14 protein-coding genes are annotated in these 17,685 nt (G+C 56.5%); 8 read left to right on the forward strand and 6 right to left on the reverse strand.

Annotated features, from left to right (window positions below; genetic code table 11):
• Positions 1-3 precede the first annotated feature (3 nt).
• Together KVT28_RS20700 and KVT28_RS20705 are read right to left on the reverse strand one after the other, a co-directional pair.
• Complete coding sequence (locus KVT28_RS20700; RefSeq protein WP_206098216.1) at positions 4-975, reverse strand: ABC transporter substrate-binding protein; 972 nt, start codon at positions 973-975, stop codon at positions 4-6.
• On the reverse strand, positions 953-1,666 hold the full coding sequence (locus KVT28_RS20705; protein ID WP_192414799.1) for an ABC transporter ATP-binding protein: 714 nt from the start codon (positions 1,664-1,666) through the stop codon (positions 953-955). Before KVT28_RS20705 ends, KVT28_RS20700 begins: the two co-directional genes overlap by 23 nt.
• Positions 1,667-1,892: 226 nt before the next feature.
• On the opposite strand from KVT28_RS20705, the gene KVT28_RS20710 reads away from it, so the two are divergent.
• On the forward strand, positions 1,893-3,116 hold the full coding sequence (locus KVT28_RS20710) for an MFS transporter (RefSeq protein WP_217549890.1): 1,224 nt from the start codon (positions 1,893-1,895) through the stop codon (positions 3,114-3,116).
• A gap of 213 nt (positions 3,117-3,329) precedes the next feature.
• Here KVT28_RS20710 and KVT28_RS20715 read toward each other — a convergent pair whose 3' ends face one another.
• A complete protein-coding gene (locus KVT28_RS20715) occupies positions 3,330-4,145 on the reverse strand; it encodes a TIM barrel protein (RefSeq protein ID WP_217549892.1) in 816 nt (271 codons plus the stop codon).
• Positions 4,146-4,569: 424 nt separating this feature from the next.
• On the opposite strand from KVT28_RS20715, the gene KVT28_RS20720 reads away from it, so the two are divergent.
• Both KVT28_RS20720 and iolB read left to right on the forward strand, forming a co-directional pair.
• The gene (locus tag KVT28_RS20720; protein WP_217549894.1) at positions 4,570-6,075 is read left to right on the forward strand and encodes a CoA-acylating methylmalonate-semialdehyde dehydrogenase; all 1,506 of its coding nucleotides are present in this window, start codon (positions 4,570-4,572) and stop codon (positions 6,073-6,075) included.
• Between the two features lie 24 nt (positions 6,076-6,099).
• A complete protein-coding gene (gene iolB / locus KVT28_RS20725; RefSeq protein WP_217549896.1) occupies positions 6,100-6,915 on the forward strand; it encodes a 5-deoxy-glucuronate isomerase in 816 nt (271 codons plus the stop codon).
• A 72-nt stretch (positions 6,916-6,987) separates the two neighbouring features.
• On the opposite strand, the gene KVT28_RS20730 is transcribed toward iolB, so the two are convergent.
• Together KVT28_RS20730 and iolC are read right to left on the reverse strand one after the other, a co-directional pair.
• On the reverse strand, positions 6,988-7,833 hold the full coding sequence (locus KVT28_RS20730; RefSeq protein WP_192414806.1) for a MurR/RpiR family transcriptional regulator: 846 nt from the start codon (positions 7,831-7,833) through the stop codon (positions 6,988-6,990).
• A 331-nt stretch (positions 7,834-8,164) separates the two neighbouring features.
• The gene (iolC, locus tag KVT28_RS20735; RefSeq protein WP_217549899.1) at positions 8,165-10,078 is read right to left on the reverse strand and encodes a 5-dehydro-2-deoxygluconokinase; all 1,914 of its coding nucleotides are present in this window, start codon (positions 10,076-10,078) and stop codon (positions 8,165-8,167) included.
• Between the two features lie 549 nt (positions 10,079-10,627).
• Between iolC and iolD the strand changes: the two genes are divergently transcribed.
• From iolD to iolE, 3 genes are all read left to right on the forward strand, one after another.
• Positions 10,628-12,562 carry a 3D-(3,5/4)-trihydroxycyclohexane-1,2-dione acylhydrolase (decyclizing) gene (gene iolD, locus KVT28_RS20740; protein WP_192236966.1) on the forward strand — a complete coding sequence of 645 codons (1,935 nt, stop codon included), beginning with the start codon at positions 10,628-10,630 and terminating at the stop codon, positions 12,560-12,562.
• 68 nt (positions 12,563-12,630) lie between these two features.
• Entirely contained in the window at positions 12,631-13,644 is a 1,014-nt protein-coding gene (locus tag KVT28_RS20745; protein WP_217549901.1) for a Gfo/Idh/MocA family protein, read from the forward strand.
• A gap of 65 nt (positions 13,645-13,709) precedes the next feature.
• Positions 13,710-14,606, forward strand: coding sequence for a myo-inosose-2 dehydratase (iolE, locus tag KVT28_RS20750; RefSeq protein WP_217549903.1), 897 nt, complete (start codon positions 13,710-13,712; stop codon positions 14,604-14,606).
• 132 nt (positions 14,607-14,738) lie between these two features.
• Here the strand turns inward: iolE and glpD are convergent, their stop codons facing one another.
• The gene (gene glpD, locus KVT28_RS20755) at positions 14,739-16,247 is read right to left on the reverse strand and encodes a glycerol-3-phosphate dehydrogenase (RefSeq protein WP_110867634.1); all 1,509 of its coding nucleotides are present in this window, start codon (positions 16,245-16,247) and stop codon (positions 14,739-14,741) included.
• 228 nt (positions 16,248-16,475) lie between these two features.
• Here glpD and glpE point away from each other — a divergent pair, with 228 nt between their 5' ends.
• A complete protein-coding gene (gene glpE / locus KVT28_RS20760) occupies positions 16,476-16,802 on the forward strand; it encodes a thiosulfate sulfurtransferase GlpE (protein ID WP_101762689.1) in 327 nt (108 codons plus the stop codon).
• A gap of 32 nt (positions 16,803-16,834) precedes the next feature.
• Positions 16,835-17,659 (forward strand): rhomboid family intramembrane serine protease GlpG, encoded by an 825-nt coding sequence (glpG, locus tag KVT28_RS20765; protein WP_217549949.1) that lies wholly within the window; start codon positions 16,835-16,837, stop codon positions 17,657-17,659.
• The last annotated feature ends 26 nt before the right edge of the window (positions 17,660-17,685 follow it).

Genomic DNA, 17,685 nt, shown 5'->3' on the forward strand with positions numbered 1-17,685 from the left:
CGCTTACTGTCCGAAAAGTGCGCCAAAGCGCTTCAGCACCGCCGAACGTTCGCTGCTGCCATCCTGATTAGTCGGTAACAGCTTGATCTCAGTGAATAGCGGACGTTGCGCTTTGATATCGGTACGCGCCGGCATCAGCCAGGCTTTCGCTACTTGCTCCTGACCTTCATCCGACAGCACGTAATCGACGAATTTCTTCGCATCATCTGCGTGTTGGCTGCTTTTCAGGATCATCATCGGACGCGGCGCGACCACGGTACCGTTTTCCGGGAAGATCACCTTCACGCTCTCGCCCTGCGCGATGTTGTTATAGGTGACGTAATCGACCGCGCCAAACACCGCCGCTTTCGCGCCTTGCAGCACCGGCGTCACCGCCTGCGCGTTGGGGCCGCTCATCACCATGCCGTTGGCTTTCAGCTGGTCAAACAGCTGCCAGGCTTTTTCGCCTTCGCTGTTTTGCAGGCCAATCAGCAGATCGAGTGACGCGCCAGACAGCGCCGGATCCGGCGTGGTGACGTTATCTTTGAAGGCGGGCGCGGTGAGATCCTGCCAGGTTTTCGGCTCTGGCGTGTTGCTTTGCGTATTCCACACGATGCCGAGCGCGGAAATGCCTTGCGCGACATAGTTGGCGGTTTTGAACTGCTCCGGCACCTTCGCCGCGTTGGCGCTGTTGAACGGCAGCAGCCAGCCGCGCTGTTGCAGATCTTCGGCGGTATCCCACGAAGCCGAGATCAGCACGTCGGCTTGCGGATTGGCCTGTTCCGCTTCCAGACGCGCCATCACTTTGCCGGTGGTGGCCTGGAAAATATTCACTTTGATGCCGGTCTGTTTTTCAAATCCGGCGGCAAGACTTTTCGACAGCGAACCCGGACCGGCGGTGTATACAGTCAGCGCCTGGGCGTCGTTGATCATGATGGCGGAAGTCAACATCATCGCGCTGATGGCTCCTGTTTTAACTGACTTGAGAGATGGCATTGCAGTCCCCTGAGAGGTGAGTAACGGAAACAATCTGGCCCTGCGCCAGGTGAATGATGCGGTCGGCCAGCGTGTTGGCTTCGTCGCGATCGTGCGTAACGTAAACAGCGGTGATGCGCGCCGCGCGCAGCAAATCCGCCATGGTGTGAACCAGAGTTTCACGCAGGTCGCGGTCGAGGTTGGAGAGCGGTTCGTCGAACAGCAGAATGGCCGGTTTCGCCACCAGCGCGCGCGCCAGCGCCACGCGCTGCTGCTGGCCGCCTGAAAGCAGCGCCGGTTTGCGATCGCCAAAATCCGCAAGGCCCACCTGCGCCAGTGCGGCATCGGCCTGTTGCCGCGCGGCGGCTTTTTTCATGCCGCGCATACGCAGCGGAAAGGCGACGTTTTGCGCCACCGACATGTGCGGCCACAGCGCGTAATCCTGAAACACCATGCCAAGGTTACGTTTTTCCGGCGCATCGCAGTGGTGCGGCGATGCCACGCAGCGTTGGCCGATCCACAGTTCGCCGGCGGTGGGCTGCAGCAAACCCGCCAGCAGTTTCAGCAGCGTGCTTTTGCCACAGCCGCTCGGGCCGAGCAGCGCCAGAATTTCGCCTGCGGGAATGGTCAGGGAGAGATCGTGCAGAATAGTCAGGTTATCCACCGACCATCTGAGATTTTTCAGTTCAATAGGCAGCGCGGCATGCGTCATCGGCCACCTCCCGCGAAGGCGTGAGCGTTACGCACGCGCGCCTGAGAAATCAGGGGCGTCATCAGATTGTTATCCTCTTTGGGATTTGATTGGGGGCGAGTCTACGAGCGCGATATGACGAAATGATGACCATAAAACTGGGCATTTCACTGATGCGGATAAAACCAAATGGCGTATAGTTATCCTCTTGTTATAAAAATTCCGTCACCCACGAGCGCAATCACTCATGCCTGACTCGCCTGCCGCCGCATCTGAACACGGTCGTTTTCGCCTCAATTTACTGATCCTTTCTATCGTGAAGTTCAACTTTGCCAGCTATCTCACCATCGGCTTGCCGCTGGCGGTGCTGCCCGGTTTTGTCCATGACGGACTGGGCTACAACGCCTTCTGGGCTGGATTGGTGATCAGCCTGCAATACATCGCCACGCTGCTAAGCCGCCCGCATGCGGGACGCTTCGCCGATTTGTGGGGGCCGAAAAAAGTGGTGGTGCTGGGGCTAGTCGGCTGTTTGCTGAGCGGCATCTGTATTTTGCTGTCGGCGCTCAGCGATGGGCAGGGCGTGCTGAGCCTGGTGCTGCTGTGTCTGGGGCGCGTGATTCTCGGCATCGGACAGAGTTTTTCCGGCACCGGTACGTCGCTGTGGGGCGTGGCGCGCGTCGGTTCGCTGCATATTGGCCGGGTAATTTCGTGGAACGGCATTGTCACTTATGGCGCGATGGCGATTGGTGCGCCGCTCGGCGTGGTGATTTTCCGCAGCGGCGGCTTGCTGCTGCTTTCCAGCATCATCATTGCCATTTGTGTGCTGGCAATTGCGCTGGCGCTGCCGCGCGCATCAGTGAGAGGCAGCAAAGCCAAGCCGCTGCCGTTCCGTGACGTGCTGAGCAAGGTGTATGGTTTCGGCCTGATTCTGGCGATGGGTTCCGCCGGGTTTGGCGTGATCGCCACCTTTATCACGCTGTTTTATCAGGATAAAGGTTGGGATGGTGCCGCCTTCGCGTTGACCATGTTCAGCGCCGCGTTCGTCGGCACGCGTCTGCTGTTTCCGAATGCCATCAACAAGCTTGGTGGTTTGCGCGTGGCGAGTATCTGCTTTGCGGTAGAAGCGATGGGCCTGTTTCTGGTGGCCGGTTCATTCGACCCGTGGATGGCGAAGATGGGCGCGTTCCTCACCGGCGCGGGTTTCTCGCTGGTATTCCCGGCGATTGGCGTGGTGGCGGTAAAAGTGGTGCCGCAGCAGAATCAGGGCAGCGCGCTCGCGACTTATACCGCGTTTATGGATTTATCGCTGGGCATCACCGGCCCGATCGCCGGTTTCATCATGAGTTATGCCGGCGTGTCGCTGGTCTATTTCCTCACCGCACTGCTGGTGTGTTTAGCGCTGTTCTGCACGCTGCGCATGATTAAGCGGATGCCGGAAGAGCCGATGGTGGAGGTTAAAGAGAACGCGTAGTTGTTCTCGGTGAATCCGATATCCCCTAAATAATTTACGTCAGAGCAAGGCGGCAAGATTGTAAGTCCCCAGGAGCTTACATTTGTAAGTGACTGGGGCGCACAATCGCGGCCAACGCAGCTATCACGTAAATTATGACGGGGATAAAAAAAGGCCTCCGACCGAGGCCAACACTAACAAAAGTGCCTTGTTTAGACACAGATAAGGGTTCGTTTAGGCTTGCAGCAACTCAATGCTGTAGCGAATTTGGCGCTCAATGTCTGCTGGCTTCCACGTCTCCAGCTCGGATGAAAACGGCTCAAAGGCATACACGCCTTTATAGCCCAACATCTCCAGACGTTTCACCTGCGCCACGCTGTTCAGCACATCGCGGTCGCTGAGCATGATGCGTTGTTCATCGGTCAGTTGCGCCGTTGGGCGGGTATCTTCCACGCCGGATAAATGCACCAGACCAATATGGTTGATATCAATCTCCTGCGGGAACTCGTTTTCGGCGTTCTCATACAGGTGATGATGGAAGGTATCGAGCAGTACCTTAAACGGGACTTTTGCTTGCTGAATCAGTTGCTGCGTCTGCACCGCCGAGCGCAGCGAACTGACCGGGAAGCCCAGCGGTTCAACCAGCCCCTGAATGCCATACTTTTCAAAGCGCGGCGCCAGTACCTGCAGCGCTTCCAGCGTCTGCTGGGGCGAAATCTCAACTCCTTCATTGAGCGGACACATCACCAGCGCTTTTGCGCCGATGGCCTGAGCTTCCTGTAGCAGCGCGTCGGCTTTAGCCAGCAGCGACTCATTGGCACGGTTAAACGGATAGAGCGCGTTAATCGTCACGATTTCAATGTGGTACTTATCCGCTAGCGCGCGCAGCTGCGCCGCGCTGAGATCATCGGTTACCTTGCCGCTCTGCATGTCATTACGCAGTTCAACCTTGCTCAATCCCAGGCGTTGTACCAGCTGAAAGAAGGCTTCCAGCGTTAGCCTGGGCGCAATTTTACGGTTAATACAGAAACGGGTCGGATCGATGGCCATGTGCGGCTCCTGTAAACGGATACGGATTAGGTGCTGCAAAGAGAACATTTATTTCATTATTATTGAATTATGAAATATCAGATATTGGATCTGCCTCGCAAAAATTTCATATTTCGTTTCGCGTTGCATGGGGAAGCTGGATTTCAGACATAAATTCGGTGCGGGCAACGGCTTAGCGGCAGAGCGGTTTGGCGAGTCTTTAGCACCAGCAGTGCAGCGCTACGGGCTGATTTACACCCGGCTGTCAGCGCAGGCGGAAAAAATGCGATCCATGCCGCTAAAAGGAAATTTTCTAAAAAGAAGTATTTGAAAAATTCATTTCATTACGATAGCTTCATAGCACGCTTTAAGTATTGCCTGCACACGCAGCGTCGCGGTTCGAACGGGCTATCTGCAGGGAACTTCACATCTAAGAGGCAACGACATGACTATCGTAGGAAACTTTATCGGCGGCAAAATTACCCACAGCGCCAGCAATGAAACCATTCCCGTGTACGATCCGGCGACCGGCAAAGTCGTGCGTGAACTGACGCAGAGCACCGCTGCTGAAGTGGAAAAGGCGATTGAAGTCGCGCATGCCGCCTTCCCGGAATGGTCGAAAACCGCGCCGTTGCGTCGTGCCCGTGTGATGTTCAACTTTAAAGCGCTGATGGAAAAACATCGCGAAGAGCTGGCGGCACTGATCGTGTCTGAGCACGGTAAAGTGTGGTCCGATGCGCTGGGTGAACTGACGCGCGGTATCGAAGTGATCGAGTATGCCTGCGGTATTCCACATCTGATTAAAGGTGAGAACTCACCGAGCGTGGGCACCGGCGTTGACAGCTATTCGCTGATGCAGCCGGTCGGCGTTGTCGCCGGTATCACCCCGTTTAACTTCCCGGCGATGGTGCCACTGTGGATGTTCCCCATCGCGCTGGCGTGCGGCAACACCTTTATCCTCAAGCCACCGGCGCTGGATCCTTCCGCATCTGTGCGCATGGCCGAACTGCTGAAAGAAGCGGGCCTGCCGGATGGCGTATTCAACGTGGTGCATTCGTCTAACGAAGATGCCGAGCAGCTGTACAAAGATCCGCGCATCGCCGCGGTCAGCTTCGTGGGTTCTTCCGGCGTAGCGGAGCACATCTATAAAACTGCCAGCGCCCACGGTAAACGCGTGCAGGCGTTTGGCGCGGCGAAAAACCACGCCATCGTGATGCCCGATGCCGATCTCGATGCCACCGTGAACGCCATTATGGGCGGCGCGTTTGGTTCAGCGGGTGAACGCTGCATGGCGCTGCCGGTTGTGGTTGCCGTGGGTGACGACACCGCAGACAAACTGATTGCGCGTCTGACGCCGCTGATCAAAGCGCTGCGCGTCGGTCCTGGCATCCAGAAAGGTGCCGAAGAGAATGAAATGGGGCCGGTGGTTTCTGCTGCGCACCAGAAGAAAGTGCTGGGCTACATCGACAAAGGTGAGCAGGAAGGCGCGAAGCTGGTGGTTGATGGCCGCGGCATACAGGTTGCTGGCCATGCAGAAGGTTACTACGTTGGCGGCACGCTGTTCGACAATGTGACGTCGGATATGACTATCTGGCGCGAAGAGATCTTTGGGCCGGTGCTGAGCATCATGCGTTCCAGCGATTACGACAGCGCACTGCAGCTGGTTAACAGCCACGAATTCGGTAACGGTAGCGCCATCTTCACCAGCAACGGCTACACCGCGCGTGAGTTCGTGCAAAACGTCGAAGCTGGCATGGTTGGCGTTAACGTGCCGGTTCCGGTTCCGATGGCGTTCCACAGCTTCGGCGGCTGGAAGCGTTCGGTATTTGGTGCGCTGAACGTGCACGGTCCAGACGGCGTGCGTTTCTACACCCGCATGAAAACCGCCACCGTGCGTTGGCCGAGCGGCCAGCAGACCGTATCTGAGTTCAGCATGCCGACGCTGGGCTAATTTCGCTCAACAAGGAGGAACAGGATGTCTCTGATTTCGAAAGCGCAAAAACCCGACGGCAACGGCCGCATCCAGCACATCACGCCGGAAAGCGCGGGCTGGGAATATGTCGGCTTTGATGCCTATCTGCTGAAAAAAGGGCAGAGCCTGAAGCTGAGTAGCGGCGACAAAGAGTTGTGTCTGGTGCTGGTGGCGGGCTTTGCGTCGGTGAAAACCCGTCACGCCGAGTTTCCGAATCTGGGTAAACGTCTGTCGCCGTTTGAACGCACTCCGCCTTACTCAGTTTACGTACCGCATAACGACGAAGTGGAAGTGTATGCGGATAGCGATCTGGAGCTGGCGGTGTGTAATGCACCGAGCAGCGGCAACCTGCCGGCGCGACTGATTGCGCCGGAAGATGTTGGTGTTGAGCAGCGTGGTAAAGGGCGTAATCAGCGTCTGGTGCACAACATTCTGCCGGACAATAAAGAGGCCGACAGCCTGCTGGTGGTGGAAGTCTACACCGATGAAGGCGCGACCAGTTCGTACCCCAGCCACAAGCACGACCAGAAAAACAGCCCGGACGAAACCTATCTGGAAGAGACCTACTATCACCGTTTCGATCCTGAGCCAGGTTTCGCCATGCAGCGCGTTTATACCGACGACCGTTCACTCGACGAGTGCATGGCGCCGTATAACCGCGATGTGGTGACGGTGCCGCGTGGCTATCATCCGGTGGCAACCATTGCCGGGTACGATAACTACTATCTCAACGTGATGGCGGGTCCAAAACGTCTGTGGAAATTTACCTGGGAGAAGGATCACGCCTGGGTGAACAGCGACCAGTATCCGCGTTCGTAGATTGCGCATCAATGTAAGAAGGGCAGCCAGCTGGCTGCCCTTTTTTGTTAGCTGGTCGACTCTGCGAAGAGATTATTCGCTGGCCACGTTGTTGTTCAGCGCCAGCGACACGGCGAGCGTCTGTGCCAGACACAGCGAAGCGACCTGCGAACGGAAGCCATCCACTTGCGCTTCACGCACCACAAAACACACATCGCTGAAGGCAGCCAGCGGGCTGACCTGGCTGTCGGTGATGGCGATCAGATGCGCGCCACGTTTGGCACCCAACTCAACCAACTCCACCGCTTCACGCGCGTATGGCGAATAGCTGATGGCGATCACCACGTCTTTCGGGTTCACCATGCTCAGCTGCTCGGTGAACATGCCGCCGAGGCCGTCGATCAGAAACGCACGACGCTCCAGATGGCGCAGCGCATACACCAGATACGATGCCACGCTGAATGAGCGACGCAGGCCGATGATGTAGATGTTCTCGGCTTCATCGAGCATTTTCACCGCGCGGTTGAGCTGGTCCGGATTGACCTGCATCGCCAGCTGTTGCAGCGCCTGGCTATTCACCATGGTGAAGACATTGAGAATTTCGGCCGGGCTCTCAGGTGAAGTGGCGCTGTCGTCAGTGGCGGTCTGGCGGAACAGACGTGCGCGCTCGGTATAGTTAACGGTCTCTTCCATCAGGTGCTGACGGAAAACCTGTTTCATTTCGTTGAAGCCGCTGAAGCCAAAGGCGTTGGCAAAGCGGATCAGCGTCGAGGGCGGCACATCGGCATGTTGTGCGATGGAAGCAACGGTATCGAAAGCGATGCTGTTACTGTTATCAAGGATATAACGAGCCACCTGCTTCAGGCGTTTGCTCAGCGTCTCATAGCGACGACGGATCTCGTCCTGTAACAAGGTTAATTGCGTTGGATTATTGGTCATTACTTCGGCCCGCTAGAAAAGAAAATATGGCTGGATAATGAGCGCTATAGTACCAGATGGATGGAAAATTTCATTTGTTTGACATCATCGTGACGCTTATTTCATCGGTTTATGAAATGCCTCACAGAATATGCAGGTTTTCCCCTCACCCTAACCCTCTCCCGCAAGCGGGCGAGGGAACCGTCTTGTGCGGCTTAGCAGATCGCGTTCAATACTCAACAGTTGCTGGATCGGTCCCTTCTCCCGCTGGCGGGAGAAGGCTAGGATGAGGGCCAGCGAGCACAATCAAAAAAGCGGCCAATTGGCCGCTTTTTCCCAGCTAACTTCGCACTTAACCGCGTACAGCGCGCCAGTAGCCGATCAACCGCAGGTAGTTCCCTTTCACGGTCTCAACCAGCGCTGTATCATCCAGCTCGCCTTGCAGCCACTGGCGTGACGGCTGGCCGAAGATGGTGCGGCCTACCGCGAAACCTTTCACCCACGGCGCTTGCGCTGCGGCGGCGAAACCGGCTTTCAGCGTCTCTTCCGGGGCATCGAGGCCCAGCAGCAGAATGCCGCGGCAGTGCGGGTCGTTCTGCTCGATCAACCCGCTGATCGCCTGCCAGCTTTCGGCAGACAGCGGCGGCAGTTTCCACCAGTCTGGCTGAATGCCAAGGCTGTAGAAGTGGCTCAGCATGTCGTAATAGTAGGATTCGTCACGGTCCGGATTGCTCTCCGGCAGAATCAGCTCCAGCAGCAGTTCGTGCCCGCTCTTGTTACAGCCATTCCACACATCGAGCACCAGCTCATCCTGCTCTTTACGCAGTTCCGCGCTGTCGTGCGGATGGTAGAACACCAGACATTTCACCACGTGCTCGGCTGGCCAGTCGACCAGCTGTGAGCCGATGTTGCCGTGTTCAAGGCGCAGCGGACGTGAACTTGGCAGCTCAATTGGACGCCCAATCCACCAGTTTTTACCGGTAATCGCGTTCAGCGCTTTCTGGCCGTAAGTGGTGTCCGCGAGGATGCCGCTCTTTTCATTCAGGCCGGCTTCATTGGCCGCTTCTTCTGCGGCACGCAGCAGCAGCAGTTTCAATTCTGGGATGCGCGCTTCGCTGACGCCCGCTTCGCGTGCCATATCAGCCAGCTGTTTGCGATGGTCGAAGGCGAACACATTCAGCTCTGGCCACTGCTGTTTACGCGTGGTGACGCGATGCAGGTGATTAAGACGTACATCAAGATCCGGACGTTTCACCTCTTTATCGCGGCTAAGGAAATCGTCCAGCTCTTCTTTGGTCGGCATCGCCGGTGCACAGCCGTGGCGCGAAACCACCAGCGCGCCACAGGCGTTCGCGTAACGGCACGCTTGCTCCCAGCTTTCATCATTCAGCCAGCCGCGCAGCAGGCCAGACATAAAGGCATCGCCCGCACCCAGCACGTTCAGCACTTCAACGCGCACGCCGCTCTGCAGTTTGGTCTGTTCCCAACTATCCGGGATCTCGCCCTCAAACACCACGCAACCCAGCGGACCGCGTTTGCACACTAATGTGGCCTGGCTCGATTGACGCACATTTTTCAGCGCGGTCAGCGTATCGGTGCTGCCACCAGCGATATGGAACTCTTCTTCCGTTCCGACCACCAAATCGAAATAGTGCAGCACTTCCTGCAGCTGTTGCGTCACTTCGCCCGATTCAATGAAACGCGTTTCGCCGTCGCCGAGTGAGGTCAATCCCCACAGCACCGGACGATAATCGATATCCAGCGCGGTGCGCAGGCCGTTGCGTTTGGCGATATCCAGCGCTTTCAGTACGGCGGCGCGGGTTTGCGGATGCGAAAGGTGCGTGCCGGTGACGGCGACCGCGCGTGAAGAGGTGATGAAATCTTCGTTAATATCTTCCGGCACCAGCCCCATATCGGCGCAGTTGTCGCGGTAGAAGATCAGCGGGAAGCTCTCTTCATCTTTGATCCCAAGGATCACCAGCCCGGTCAGGCGCTGCTTATCGGTAATCAGGCCATCGGTATTGCAGCCCGCACGTTGCAGCTCTTCACGCAAAAAGCGGCCGTTATGCTCGTCACCTATGCGCGCCAGCATCGCCGATTTCAGGCCCTGGATCGCCGTACCGTAGGCCACGTTGCCGGAAGACCCGCCGAGATATTTGTTGAAGCTGGTCATATCTTCCAGGCGTGATCCAATTTGCTGACCGTAGAGGTCGACGGCGATGCGTCCGATACAAATCACATCAAGCCGCTTCTGTTGTGTACTCATACCTATTGTTTCCTTCTGTGATAAGCAGACACTGCGGGCGCTGCCGCCCAACGTCGAGCGCTTTGCTTCCGGGTTCTCAAGGTGCCTGATTGGCTTTGGTCGCAGTATGAGGAATAAAAATTCCAAATTCAATATGAAATGAAACATCCATCACGATTTTGTGAGCCAGGTAAAACTCTGACCAGGCCGCAAAGCGGCGTTTGAATCGTCGGGAGTTTCAGTGATAGTCAGGCTTGTGAGCCAGGTCTCAGGAAAGTGCTGGCGAATCAAGGAAGCTACTGAAGTGAAATGAAATTTCGTTATGACCTGCAAATGACCTGTTACTGTTCCACTTTTCCCCCTTTCGCGGCTTGCGCAGCCCACGTTTCATTGCTGAATTTGATCTCCATCGCAAAATGAAATGTTTCTTCTGTAATCGTGTTTAATGAAAAAAATATTTGTTTATAATCGCCTCACGTTTCACTTAATCCGCGGGCGCCGTGAACGGCAGTTTTTACCCGAACCGCGATGTACCTCGCCGCAGGTACCAGCATGTAAAGGAAGAAGCATATGGGCACAATCAGACTCACCACGGCACAGGCGCTGGTAAAATTTCTCGATAACCAATACCTGAACGTTGACGGCGTTGAAACCAAATTTGTGAAAGGCATTTTTGCCATTTTCGGTCACGGCAACGTGCTGGGATTGGGACAGGCGCTGGAGCAGGACAGCGGCGATCTGGTGGTGCATCAGGGCCGTAACGAGCAGGGCATGGCGCACGCCGCCATTGGCTTTGCCAAGCAGTCGCTGCGTCGTCAGATTATCGCCTGTACCTCATCGGTCGGTCCCGGCGCGGCCAACATGATTACCGCTGCTGCCACCGCGACCGCCAACCGCATTCCTTTACTGCTGCTGCCGGGCGATGTGTTCGCTACGCGCCAACCGGATCCGGTATTGCAGCAGATTGAACAGAGCCACGATCTCAGCATCAGCACCAACGACGCGTTCCGCGCGGTGAGCAAATACTGGGATCGCGTCAGCCGCCCGGAACAGCTGATGACTGCCTGCATCAACGCCTTGCGCGTGTTGACCGATCCGGCAGAAACCGGCGCGGTGACGATTGCGCTGCCGCAGGACGTGCAGGGCGAAGCCTGGGACTTCCCGGAATACTTTTTCCAGAAACGTGTGCATCGTCTGGATCGCCGCTTGCCAACTGCCGCGCAATTAGAAGATGCGCTGGCGCTGATTGCGCGTAAACACAAGCCGCTGATCATTGTCGGCGGTGGCCTGAAATATTCCGATGCCGGGGATGCGCTGCTGAAATTTGCCGAGCGCTTCAACATTCCGTTTGCCGAAACTCAGGCCGGTAAAGGCACCATCGTTTCCGATCACCCGCTCAATGTCGGCGGCGTGGGCGAAACCGGCTGCCTGGCGGCCAACCTGCTGGCGAAAGAGGCCGATCTGGTGATTGGTATCGGTACGCGTTACACCGACTTCACCACCGCGTCGAAATGGATTTTCCAGAATCCGGATGTCAGCTATCTGAACCTCAACGTCAGCAACTTCGACAGCTACAAGCTGGATGCGGTGCAGCTGCTGGCGGATGCGCGTGAAGGTTTAACCGCGCTGGAAAGCGGGCTGCAAGGTTTCGAAAACCATTGGGGCGGCCAGATTGAGCTGTCGCAAAGCAAGCTGTTGAAAGAGACGCAGCGCGTCTATGCCGCCACCTATAACACCGACGATTTCATTCCGGAAATCGCCGACCACGCCGATCGCGAAGCGCTGTTTGCCGAGTTTGAGCGCCTGACGAAATCGGTGCTGACGCAGAGCAGCGTGCTGGGCACCTTAAACGAGCAACTCCCAAAGGATGCGGTGATTGTCGCGGCAGCGGGCAGTCTGCCGGGCGACCTGCAGCGCGTGTGGCGCACCAAAGATTACAACTCGTACCACGTTGAGTACGGCTACTCCTGTATGGGTTATGAAGTGAACGCCGCGCTGGGCGTAAAGCTGGCGCAGCCGCAGCGTGAAGTCTACGTCATGGTTGGCGACGGTTCGTTCATGATGCTGCACTCCGAGCTGGTCACGTCGATTCAGGAAGGGGCGAAAATCAACGTGGTGCTGCTGGATAACATGACCAACGGTTGTATCAACAACCTGCAGATGGAACACGGCATGGACAGCTTCACCACCGAGTTCCGCTTCCGTAATCCGGAAGGTGGCAAGCTGGATGGCGGCTTTGTGCCGGTGGACTTCGCGGCGATCGCCGGCGGTTACGGCTGCAAAACCTACCGCATTACCACGCTGGAACAGCTGGAAGCCGCGTTGATCGACGCGCAGAAGCAGACCGTTTCCGTGCTGTTCGACATCAAAGTGCTGCCAAAAACCATGGTGCACAAATACTTCAGCTGGTGGCACGTCGGCGTGGCGCAAACCTCTACGTCAACGCGCACGCAAGAAGTGGCCGACAACCTTAACGTGCATATCGAACAAGCACGTAAGTATTAAAACCTCTTTTAGGCCGGAGCTCTCCGGCCTTGTTTTACCCTAACTTATCCGACTCTACAGGTGTAATTATGACGCTCAAACTCGGTGTAATTGGTACCGGTGCAATTGGTCAGGAACACATTCGTCGCTGCAATAACGTCTTGCAGGGTGCCAAAGTGGTGGCGGTTTCTGATATCAACGTGGAAGGGGCGCGCGCGGCGCTGCAACGTCTGAATATCGAAGCCGAGGTGTATCAGGATGGTCATCAGGTGATCAACTCGCCAGACGTTGACGCCGTGCTGGTGACATCCTGGGATCCGACCCACGAAGAGTTTACGCTGGCGGCAATCGCGGCCGGCAAACCGGTGTTCTGTGAAAAGCCGCTGGCGCTGAGCGCTGAAGGTTGCCGTCGCATTGTGGATGCCGAGATCAAACACGGTAAACGTCTGGTGCAAGTGGGCTTTATGCGCCCTTACGATGCCGGCTATCGCGCGCTAAAAAAAGTGATCACTGACGGTGAAATCGGCGAACCGCTGATGCTGCACTGCGCGCACCGCAACCAGAGCGTCGGCGAGAATTACACCACCGACATGGCGATCACTAACACCCTGATTCACGAGCTGGACGTGCTGCGCTGGCTGACCGAAGACGACTACAAAACCGTGCAGGTGGTGTTCCCGCGCACCACGTCGAAGTCTCATGCCAATTTGAAAGATCCGCAGATCGTGCTGTTCGAAACGCAGAAAGGCATCCGCATTGATGTGGAGATCTTCGTTAACTGCGCGTACGGCTACGACATTCAGTGTGAAGTGGTGGGCGAAGAGGGCATCGCTAAGCTGCCGGAGCCTTCGGCGATCCAAACGCGCAAAAACGCGCGTCTCGGCGTGCCGCTGCTGACCGACTGGAAAGACCGTTTCATTGATGCTTATGACGTTGAGCTGCAAGCGTTTATTAATGACGTGAAAGACGGTCAACTGACCGGACCTTCTGCCTGGGATGGTTTTGCTGCTTCCGTGGCCGCCGATGCCTGCCACAAAGCGCAGAACAGCGGTGCGATTGAGCCGGTAACCATGCCGCCGCGTCCGGATTTCTACGCCAAATAACTGAGCTGTGCGCTAAATACTCCTCGGCGGCTCAGCGGCCGCCTCTGTGAATCAGGGACAACAAGATGAACAAAGACAACGTTAAACTGGCGATCGCGCCAATCGGCTGGACTAACGACGACATGCCAGAGCTGGGCAGCGAAAACACCTTCCAGCAAACCGTGAGTGAAATGGCGCTCGCGGGCTTTACCGGCAGCGAAGTGGGCAGCAAATATCCGCGCGATCCGGCGATTCTCAAGCCGATGCTCGATATCCGTGGCATTCAGATCTGCAACGCGTGGTTCAGCACCTTCTTCGCCAACGGCGACAAAGCGAAAACCATCGACGAATTTATCAATCACATGAATTTCCTGCATGCGATGGGCGCACGCGTGATTGGTTGCTCTGAGCAGAGCAAAAGTATTCAGGGCACCACGCTGGCGGTGCTGGAGCAGAAGCCGATTTTCAGCGATGAAGAGTGGCGCTTAACCGCAGAAGGCTACAACGAGCTGGCGGAGATCGCCGCGAAGAAAGGCATGCGCGTCACGCTGCACCATCACATGGGCACTGGCATTCAGACGCCAGCCGAGATTGACCGCTTTATGGAATCGACCAATGAGAATGTTGGCCTGCTGTACGATACCGGCCACATCTACTATTCCGAAGGTTCACAGCAGGCGATGCTGGATGTGCTGACCAAATATCTGCCGCGTATTTTCCACGTGCATCTGAAAGACGTGCGCGACAGCGTGGTAGCCGAAGTGCGTGAGAAATCGCTGTCGTTCCTGGATGGCGTGAAGAAGGGGACTTTTACCGTGCCGGGCGATGGCGTGATCGATTTTAAACCGGTGTTCAAAATCCTCGATGATTACGGTTATAAAGGCTGGATGGTGGTGGAAGCGGAGCAGGATCCGGCGTTGGCCAATCCGTTCGAATATGCGGTGAAAGCGCGTAAGTACATCCGCGAGAATGCGGGGTTATAAGGGCAAATGCGCGCAGTGCATTGCGCCGCTACAAGATGTGCACGCATTCGTAGCGGCGCGATTTATCGCGCTGTTTTCCATAAAAAAAAGGCCGTTATCCCATCAGGATAACGGCCTTTTAATTGGCTGAGATTATGACGCTAACGACAACGCCGGTTTCTGTGCGTTGACCGCCAGCCACTCGGCAATGCGCGCCTGCTCGGCTTCGTTCAGCCACATACCTTGTTTGGTACGACGCCAAATCGCATCATCCAGTTCGCGTACCCATTCGTTTTTCACCAGGTAACGCAGCTCGGCTTCGTAGAACTCGTGACCGAAGTTTTCACCCAGATCGTCGATGCTCTTCGCGCCTGCCAGCAGCTCTTCGGTGCGGCTGCCGTAAGTCCGCGCAAAGTGACGCGCCATCCCTTCGCTGATAAACGGATAGCGACGACGCAGGCTGGCGGTGTAATCCTCGCGTGAACCGGAGAAATCCCCGCCCGGCAATACCGCGTTTTTAGTCCACGCCGGGCCGATATTCGGGTAGTATTTGGTCAGTTTCTCCAGCGCATGTTCCGCCAGCTTACGATAGGTGGTCAGCTTGCCGCCGAACACGGACAGCAGCGGCGCCTGGCCATTGTCGTCATGCACATCCAGCGTGTAATCACGGGTGATGGCCTGCGGCGAATCCGATTCGTCATCGCACAGCGGGCGTACGCCCGAGTAAGTCCAGACGATGTCATCTTTGCTTAGCTGTTGTTTGAAGTGTCCATTAAACACGTTCAGCAGGTAACTGATTTCGTTGTCATCGATCTTCACGTCTTTCGGATCGCCTTTGTACTCCACGTCGGTGGTGCCGATGATGGAGAACTCATCCATCCACGGAATCACAAACACGATACGGTTATCTTCGTTTTGCAGGATATACGCCTGCTTTTCGCGATGGACGCGCGGTACCACGATGTGGCTACCTTTGATCAGACGAATGCCGTACGGCGATTTCAGCTTCAGGCCATCGTCGAAGAACTCTTTTACCCACGGACCGGCCGCATTGACCAGACCTTTGGCGCGCCAGGTGTAGGTTTTACCGCTGTCGATATCTTCGGCTTCCACCATCCACAAACCGGCTTCACGCCAGGCGCGGGTCACGCGCGTGCGGGTGCGTACTTCGCCGCCCTGTTTTTCCACTTCCTGCGCATTGAGTACCACCATTCGCGCATCATCAACCCAGCAGTCAGAATATTCGAATCCGCGCGTGATCTCCGGCTTGAGGGCCGAATCCGCGCCAAAACGCAGGCTCTTACTGCCCGGCAGCGTGGTGCGTTTGCCGAGGCGATCGTACATAAACAGGCCCATGCGGATCATCCACGCCGGACGCAGATGCGGACGGTGCGGCAGACGGAAGCGCATCGGGAAGGCGATGTGCGGGGCCATTTTCAGCAGCACTTCACGTTCTGCTAACGCTTCGCCCACCAGGCGGAATTCATAGTGTTCAAGGTAGCGTAGGCCGCCGTGAATCAATTTCGAGCTGTTGGAGGAGGTTGCACAGGCCAAATCCCGCGCCTCCAGCATCAGCACCGACAGTCCGCGTCCTGCAGCGTCCACTGCAATGCCGGCTCCGTTAATGCCGCCGCCGATCACGATCAGGTCTTTGGTTTCCACGTCATCTCCTCCGATGTTCGGAATAGTTCTAAAATGTTCGTTTTCGAGCGTAATAATAATCGGAAACCAACATCTACGCCAGCGGTTAACTGAATAAAAACATTTTTGCGTGATATAGCTAACATTCCGACAGGAAAAAAATCACATAACCACAGGACTTGTCAGGTTATCGCGGCGCGTTCTCAGGTTAAACTAGGCGCTAATTGTGATGAAGTAATGAGAGACACCATGGAAACCTTCGAGTGTATTAATGTCCTGCAGGCGCAAGAGCATCTGGCACAAGGTGCGCAGCTGGTGGATATCCGTGATCCGCAGAGCTTTATGATGGGCCACGCGGCGGGCGCGCAACATCTGAACAATGACAACCTGGCGGATTTCATCGCCAACGCCAATCAGGCTTTGCCGGTGCTGGTGATGTGCTATCACGGCAACAGCAGCAAAGGCGCGGCGCAGTTCCTGCTGGGCCAGGGATTCAGCGCGGCGTACAGCATTGACGGCGGATTTGATGCCTGGCGCGCGGCATTCCCGGCGCAGGTTGCCCTCGGCGACGCCTGAGCCCATCGCATAAGGAAGGAGATCACCGCATGATGCGCATCACCCAGTTCAATAATCCGCGCATGGCGCAGGCGTTTGTCGACTACATGGCGACTCGCGGCGTGACGCTACGCATTGAGCGCGAAAGCCACTTTGTCATTATGTTGGATGACGAAAGCAAGCTGGAGAGGGTCGAAAACGAACTCGCGCAGTTCGTGCGCGATCCCAACCATCCGCGCTATCAGGCGGCCAGCTGGCATAGCGGCAACACCGAAAGTGGCTTGCGCTACGAGCGCACCCACATCTGGGCGAGCATTCGCGAACGCGCAGGTCCGCTCACCATGACCATCATGATCGCCTGCGTCGCGGTATTTATCCTGATGCAGATCGTCGGTGATGATGTGGCGCTGGAGTGGCTGGCTTGGCCGGCGGATTCTTCGCAATATTTCCAGGTGTGGCGCTGGTTTAGCCATGCGCTGCTGCACTTCTCGCTACTGCATATCCTGTTCAACCTGATGTGGTGGTGGTATCTCGGCGGTGCGGTCGAGAAGCGTCTCGGCAGCGGCAAGCTGTTTGTGATTATGCTGATCTCGGCGCTGCTAACCGGCTGGATGCAGGCCAAGTTCAGCGGCGTGCTGTTTGGTGGCTTGTCGGGCGTGGTTTACGCGTTGATGGGGTACTGCTGGCTGCGCGGCGAGCGCGATCCCGAAAGTGGTATTTATCTCGAGCGCGGCCTGATTGGCTTTGCGGTCGTATGGTTGGTGATTGGCTGGTACGGCGCATTTGGTCTGTCGATCGCCAACGCCGCGCACGTCACCGGCTTGCTGGTGGGTTTAGCGATGGCATTTGTTGATACGCGTAAGATTACGCGTCGTTAGCAGCACCAATAAAAGAAGCGGCCACG

It is taken from the genome of Pantoea sp. GbtcB22 (assembly GCF_019091025.1).
GTDB lineage: Bacteria > Pseudomonadota > Gammaproteobacteria > Enterobacterales > Enterobacteriaceae > Pantoea > Pantoea leporis.